The organism is Methanosphaera sp. (genome assembly GCF_016282985.1).
GTDB lineage: Archaea > Methanobacteriota > Methanobacteria > Methanobacteriales > Methanobacteriaceae > Methanosphaera.
Map to the genome: position 1 here is coordinate 1 of NZ_JAEELZ010000058.1, position 6800 is coordinate 6800.

At 30.9% G+C, this 6800-nt stretch carries 5 protein-coding genes and 1 pseudogene; 4 read left to right on the forward strand and 2 right to left on the reverse strand.

Annotated elements, in window-relative coordinates:
* The 4 genes from QZZ11_RS03505 to QZZ11_RS03520 form a co-directional block, all read left to right on the forward strand.
* Nucleotides 1-771 (forward strand): carboxypeptidase-like regulatory domain-containing protein (locus QZZ11_RS03505; RefSeq protein ID WP_292473644.1); only part of this gene is annotated, 771 nt, incomplete at its 5' end.
* A 178-nt stretch (nucleotides 772-949) separates the two neighbouring features.
* The gene (locus QZZ11_RS03510) at nucleotides 950-1714 is read left to right on the forward strand and encodes a coenzyme F420-0:L-glutamate ligase (protein WP_292473646.1); all 765 of its coding nucleotides are present in this window, start codon (nucleotides 950-952) and stop codon (nucleotides 1712-1714) included.
* A gap of 11 nt (nucleotides 1715-1725) precedes the next feature.
* A complete protein-coding gene (cofD, locus tag QZZ11_RS03515) occupies nucleotides 1726-2625 on the forward strand; it encodes a 2-phospho-L-lactate transferase (protein WP_292473648.1) in 900 nt (299 codons plus the stop codon).
* Between the two features lie 29 nt (nucleotides 2626-2654).
* The gene (locus QZZ11_RS03520; RefSeq protein WP_292473650.1) at nucleotides 2655-3413 is read left to right on the forward strand and encodes a GTP cyclohydrolase III; all 759 of its coding nucleotides are present in this window, start codon (nucleotides 2655-2657) and stop codon (nucleotides 3411-3413) included.
* A 116-nt stretch (nucleotides 3414-3529) separates the two neighbouring features.
* Here QZZ11_RS03520 and QZZ11_RS03525 read toward each other — a convergent pair whose 3' ends face one another.
* Together QZZ11_RS03525 and QZZ11_RS03530 are read right to left on the reverse strand one after the other, a co-directional pair.
* The gene (locus QZZ11_RS03525; RefSeq protein WP_292473652.1) at nucleotides 3530-6016 is read right to left on the reverse strand and encodes a hypothetical protein; all 2487 of its coding nucleotides are present in this window, start codon (nucleotides 6014-6016) and stop codon (nucleotides 3530-3532) included.
* Nucleotides 6017-6097: 81 nt separating this feature from the next.
* Nucleotides 6098-6800, reverse strand: a pseudogene (locus QZZ11_RS03530) (hypothetical protein); the annotation flags it as partial.

The following is a 6800-nucleotide window of genomic DNA, read 5'->3' on the forward strand; positions in this document are numbered from 1 at the left end:
AAAGAAAGTACTGGTGAAACAATCAGTAACAGTAATGTTAAAATTATTGTTAATGGTGAAAAATATTACTCTAAAACCGATAAGAGTGGAAGATTCAACATATCAATTTTAGTAACCAAAGTTGGAACAAATAATCTTTCAGTAGGATATAGTGGTAATGCAAAATATAATGCATACGAATATAATACCACATTCATCGTTGGTAAGCAGAATGTAATTGTAACCTATGATCCCGTTAAGGAAGTTCCTGCAGGTACCAATGTTACAATAACCGGTACATTCACAACCAATCTTGGTAAAAGAATATCTAACAGTAATGTTCGTGTCTTTGTCAATGGTGTGAAATACTTGGCTAAAACGGATAAAAATGGTAAATACAACTTGTCAGTACTGGTAACTAAAGTTGGAGTAAACAACTTAAGTGTGGGTTACAGTGGAAACGCAAAATATAATGCATATGAAGTAAACAGTACTTTCACAGTTGGAAAACAAAACGTCATTGTAACGTATAATAAAATCAGTGATGTTAAAAAAGGAAACAACGTGACAATTACTGGTAAATTTACTGACAATCTTGGAAAAGCGATAACAAACAGTAATGTGAAAATTATTATTAACAGTGTCAAGTACTATGCAAAAACAGACAGTACGGGAAAATATACATTCACACAACAGTTTAACAAAACAGGAACTTACAATGTAACTATAGGATACAGTGGAAACGCAAAATACAATTCATACGAAACAAACACAACATTCAAAGTCATTTAATTTATAATACAATAATCCAATTTTACTTTTTATTTTTTTTTAAATATTATTTATGTTAAAAATCTTCTTTTTGGTTTATAATCTAAAAAAACTTAAAAATCATTAGTTAAAAACAGACAATTTTTAATAATTTAAAAAAATATATCATTAAATATAACAATTGTTTAAAATGATTTTTATGAGTATTGAAATTATTGGAATTAAAGATTTTCCTCTCATCAAAGAGAATGATAATCTCCCCGAAATTATTTATAACTCCTTAATAAACAATAAAATCACTCTTGTTGATAGTGATGTACTTGTTCTTGCTGAAACTGTTGTTAGTAAAGCTGAAGGAAATTATGTGAAAGTTGAAGATGTTGTTGTATCCGAAAAAGCTAAAGAAATGTCAATCAAAAGCGGAAAAGATGCTAAACAATGTCAAATAATATTAAACAATTCAAATGATATAATTGTATGTCAAGAAGGATTAATAATTACTGAAAGCAAACATGGATTTGTATGTGCAAATAGTGGTATAGATAACAGCAATTGTGAAGAAGGATTTGTTACACCACTTCCTAAGAACCCTGATGAAAGTGCCAGGAAGATTAAAAAATTTTTGGATAAAAAATTTGGAATCGAATCAAAAGTAATTATTTCTGATACTCAGGGCAGAGCATGGCGTGTTGGTGCTATTGGTGTTGCGGTTGGAATCAGTGGATTACATCCTACTACTGATTTTAGAGGCACTCATGACCTTTATGGTCAAGAATTAATGAGCACTATTGAAGGAACTGCTGATGAACTTGCAAGTGCAGCCAGTCTTATTATGGGACAATCAGACAATGGAATGTGTTTAGTGTTAATCAGAGGTTATGATTCCGGTTTAACTTCATGTGGTTTGAATGATGCATCAATTAATGAGATTATTCGTGATAAAAAAGAGGATGCTTTTAGATAGCTGGTGATTTGATGATTACTGTACTTTCTGGTGGTACTGGTACCCCTAAATTATTACAGGGAATTAAAGAGATTGTAGATGAAAAGGAACTGAACATCATAGTCAATACTCTTGAAAATAATTATTTTTCAGGGGTTTATGTTTCTGCTGATGTGGACACCGTATTGTACACAATGTCCGATTTGATAAATGAAGATACATGGTACGGAAGAAAAGACGATACGTTTCATACACATGAAGAATTAAAAAAATTAGGATTTGATGAAACTCTGAGAATAGGTGATAAAGACCGTGCTTTAAAAATACAGAAAACTATGTTAATGCAACAATATTCACTTACAAAATCAATTAAAATACAAAGTAAATCTCTTAACATTTTATCAAATATTTTACCAATGAGTGACAAACAAAGTGAAATAATTATCAGAACAGATGAAGGAGACTTGTCTTTTCATGAATTTCTTATTGAAAAAAAATCAGAGCCTCAAGTACTAGATGTTATATATAAAAATGTGGAACCAACGGAAGAAGTATTGGAAGCACTTGAAAATTCAGAACAGATAATAATAGGCCCATCAAATCCCATCACATCAATTAATCCAATTATTTCAATGCCCGAAGTTAAAAAAATCCTTAAAGGAAAATATGTAACGAGCGTTTCTCCAATTATTGGTGAAAGTGCAGTAAGTGGGCCTGCCGCCAAATTTATGAAATCAAAAGGATATGAAGTTAATCCAAGAGGAGTTGCTAAAATATATGAAGAGTTCCTTGACCATTATATAATAAATACTACGGACAATAAATATAAGAATAGTATAGAAGAATTTACAGATAAAGTATCAGTTACCAATATCATATTAAAGACTATGGATGAGAAAATAGAATTAGCTAAGATGATACTGAATTATTAATTAATAGGATTAAATTTTTAAGTGATTAAATGATACAAATTACATTAATACAAATAGATAATTATGGGCCATGGACTGTAACACCAGGTCCTAGAGCCGAACCGGATTTACAAACACTACAATCAAGATTATATGGAGATTTAGAAAGAGAATTCGGAGCACGTGGTGGAATAGTATTTTATAATAGATTTGACAATTTAATAGCCATAAGTAATGGAATTGACAAAGAAGACCACATTAAGATTCAAGAATCCATCCATAACAGATACCCCATCACAATAAGTATGGGTGTAGCAGCCAGAGAAACTCCTTCAGAAGCTCAAAAAGTAGCAACAGAAATGATTCAAAAGGGTGGCGGAGCACAATCTAAAGACAGGTGCGAAGTTTTAAACATTGATTCATTAGCAAATGCAGAAGATTCAAAAGTACAGATAGCTCACATTGATATAGATGACATAACCAATACCTTAACTGATGTTGAAAGTGCATATGATACATCTCTCGTAGTTTATGACGTATTAAATGAACTTATGAAAGAATTATACAAACACGGAGGATTGTGTTTCTTTATTGGAGGCGATAATTATATGTCCCCTTCCAACGGAATTACTAAAAATGAATTACGAGAAATTCTTAAAAAAGTGGATGAAAAAACAGGCGTTACTTTAAAAGCAGGTGTAGGAATTTCTAAAAAACCAGGTCGTGCAGCAGATTTAGCTGATTTAGGACTTGAAGACATTAGAGCAGATCTAACTGATGACTCTGTGTTAGTGTTTAATGACAAATAATCCTATTAACATTTAACCCCCACTTATTTTTAAAAAAATTAAAAAAAATATAAAAAAAGTAAAACTGTAAAATAAACTGTTTAACTTAATAAATAAACAGTTAAATTACAAAATGTTTAATTTTTAACCGAAATGATTACTGGAGTGTAATATTCATTGTATTTGGCACTTCCACTATATCCAAGTGTAATATTGTTAACATTTTCACTGGTTACTTTAATTTGGAATGTATATACTCCATTTACATCAGTTTTTGCATAAACTTTTTTATCCTTGACAGTTAGTTTGACATTACTGTTAACAATTGCTTTTCCATATTTGTCTGTGAAAGTACCCGTAATAGTCACATTATCCCCAAGAGTCACATTATTTATTGGTTCATAAGTTATAATTACATCTTGAGAATCTGCATTGAATATTGTTGCTTCTTCAAAAGAATTGTATTTATCATTTCCACTATAAGCTACTGTTACATCATTAATCCCAGCAGCAGCAACTGTTGTTGTAAAAGTATACGTACCAGTAGAATCTGTTTTTGCATAGTGTTTTTTACCGTTGATTAATATTTTTACGTTACTGTTTGTTATTGCTCTACCATTGGCATCCATAAATTTACCGGTTATAGTAATATTTTCACCAACTTTAGTATCAGCAATTTGATTATATGTTACTAAAACATTTTGTTTTTCCGCATTGAATGTTGTATTAACTTCATAGGAATTATATTTATCATTTCCACTATAACCAATTGAGACATTATTAATTCCAACAGCGGTTACTCTAGTAAGAAGTGAATAAAAACCCTTATTATCAGTTTTTGCGTAAAACTTTTTACCGTTTACAATAATTTTAACATTACTATTGGAAATTGTGCGACCATTTACTTCTGAAAATTTACCACTTATAGTTACATTGTCACCGTAAGTACTATTTTTAATCTCATCAAAAGTGACAAATACATCCTTCTTAATTATGAGGGGTTGTAATGAAAGAAGCTGGTTGTCTACACGTAGATTAATTGTATCACCAAGAGATTGTACAGTAGTATTAAATGAACCTTTAAATTCAATATTATTTTCGGCAAATGTTGTTTTATCAGCAGAAAAAATTGCTATTCTATCAGGTATGTCTTCAGCAATGATTTCCCCATTATTTAATGTATCTAATGAGACTTGTAAGTTAGATGTTGAATTATTAATTAAAGGTGTTGTATTTGTAAAAGTAAGGATAATCCAATTTTTTGGCATTACACCTATTTCATCGACAACAGGATTGTTGTTTCCCCACCAATTGTTATCTAATGATTTTATCATGTTTTCATCAGAATAAACCACCCAATATTCTTCTGCTTCGTTATCCAGGAACACATTATATTGGAAATCCATGTATTGTTCGTTATAAATTACTCCACCATTTGTAGCAGAATTGGCTTCGAAAAGAGAATTTCTAACTGTAACTGTTGCTATTTCACCGACAGCTTCAATTTTACCATAGTTCATTATTACTCCACCGTTACCACCAGCAGCATTTTCAATAAATGAAGAGTTGATAATGGTCAAATTCCCATTTTCAGTGGCAGACCAGGGTACATTTTCTATTGCTCCACCATTTTCTTTAGCGAAATTTTCTATAAAGGAACAGTTTATAATTGTGAAATTATTTGTATTAGTTATTGCTCCACCATCAATAGTTGCATGATTGGAGTCAAATAAGGAATTATTTACTCTTGTAACACCAGTAGAATAAATTGCTCCACCAAAGAAATGTTCAGCATCATTTTCTATAAACTTTGTGTTGTTAACGAAACAATACCCTGCGGCATTATACATTGCTGCTCCACTAACAGCAGTATTTTCAGTAAATAATGAATCTAATACTGTTAAATTTCCCCTTAGACTGTATATTGCTCCACCAACATTATATATGTGATTTGCATTAAATTGTGAGTTTAATATGGTTGCATTAGCCGTATTGTATAACGCTGCACCGAAAGATGCTGTGTTATTCTCAAAAGTTGTATTGACAATTTCCAAAGAACCGTTATTAAATATATTTCCTTTTTTAGAAGTTCTGGAAGAACCTGTATTATTTAGAATATTAAGATTTTCAATAGTCAAATTTCCATTATTTACAATAGCTGAATTAGAATCAGACTCATAATTTTTGAATGTGAAATTTGAAAATGTAACTGTTGTTTCAACATCAATTATAAAAACAGTTGTGTTTACATTAGGAACAAAAATTACCTGATCCCTATTTTCTCCAACTACAGAAATGTTTTTCTGAATATTGATAGGATTTAATTGATATGTTCCTTTTGACACATAAACTGTTGAATTATCAGATATTTTTTCCAAATTTTCATTGTTTAATGTTTTATATGGAGCTTCCAGAGAGCCATCTTCATCAACAGTTTCGGAATTTATATCAACATACACAAATTTTGATTCCTGAGTAAATTGATTATTTTGATTAATCTCATCATTTGTTATTTCTTGCACATTATCTGAAAAATCATCGTTATTATCTGTTGTAGCATAAATAGCATTTAATGATAAGATTAAAATAAAACAAGATATCAAAATAATTTTTTTAGTTTTCAATTCTTATCACCTTTTATTAAAATAATTAAAAATAAAATAAAAAGAAAAAAAGGAGGGTATTTTTAAATGTACAATACTCTATTAAGATCTATTGTTAGGTCTTGTGAATCCAAAGAAGAATATTAATAATAATCCCACTATGAATAATAGATATCCGAAAGATATTTCTGCTTGTGATGAAGGTGGAAGTCCAATATTCTTCTTGACAACTTCATACATAGCTACAGCACCTGCTGTTGAACCGGATTCACCACCAGATGTTGAAGTACCTGCAGTAATAGTTACATCAGTCATTGAAACTTCTTTACCACTATCGGATGAAGAACTTTCTTGAGATTCACTTTCAGTAGAAGTTTCTGAGTTTTCAGGTTCACTAGGAGATTCAGATTCTGAGGATGTTTCACTAGGTTCATCCGCAGGTGTTTCTCCAGCACCCGAATCCTGATTATTTTCAGTAGTATTGTGTTTTATTGTTTCAGAATCCGTATTCTGATTATCAGTCATGTTTTGTTCTACTGTATTGTTTATTGGAGTTTCAGGAACTACAACTTCAGTATTATTCTCAGTTTTATCTTCACTGGTATTGTTATTTTGTGTTTCAGGAGTACTATTAGTCTCCTCCGGAACCTCAGGAACATCAGTAGTATTCTCCTCTACAGGAACCTCAGGAACAGTAGTGTTCTCCTCTACAGGAACCTCAGGAGTACTATTAGTCTCCTCCGGAACCTCAGGAACAGTAGTGTTCTCTTCAACAGGAACCTCAGGAGTACTATTAGTCTCCTCC

Coding starts and splice junctions, on each gene's coding strand:
- QZZ11_RS03510 (WP_292473646.1), top strand. CDS start 950: ATGAGTATTGAAATTATTGGAATTAAAGATTTTCCTCTCATCAAAGAG.
- cofD (WP_292473648.1), top strand. CDS start 1,726: ATGATTACTGTACTTTCTGGTGGTACTGGTACCCCTAAATTATTACAG.
- QZZ11_RS03520 (WP_292473650.1), top strand. CDS start 2,655: ATGATACAAATTACATTAATACAAATAGATAATTATGGGCCATGGACT.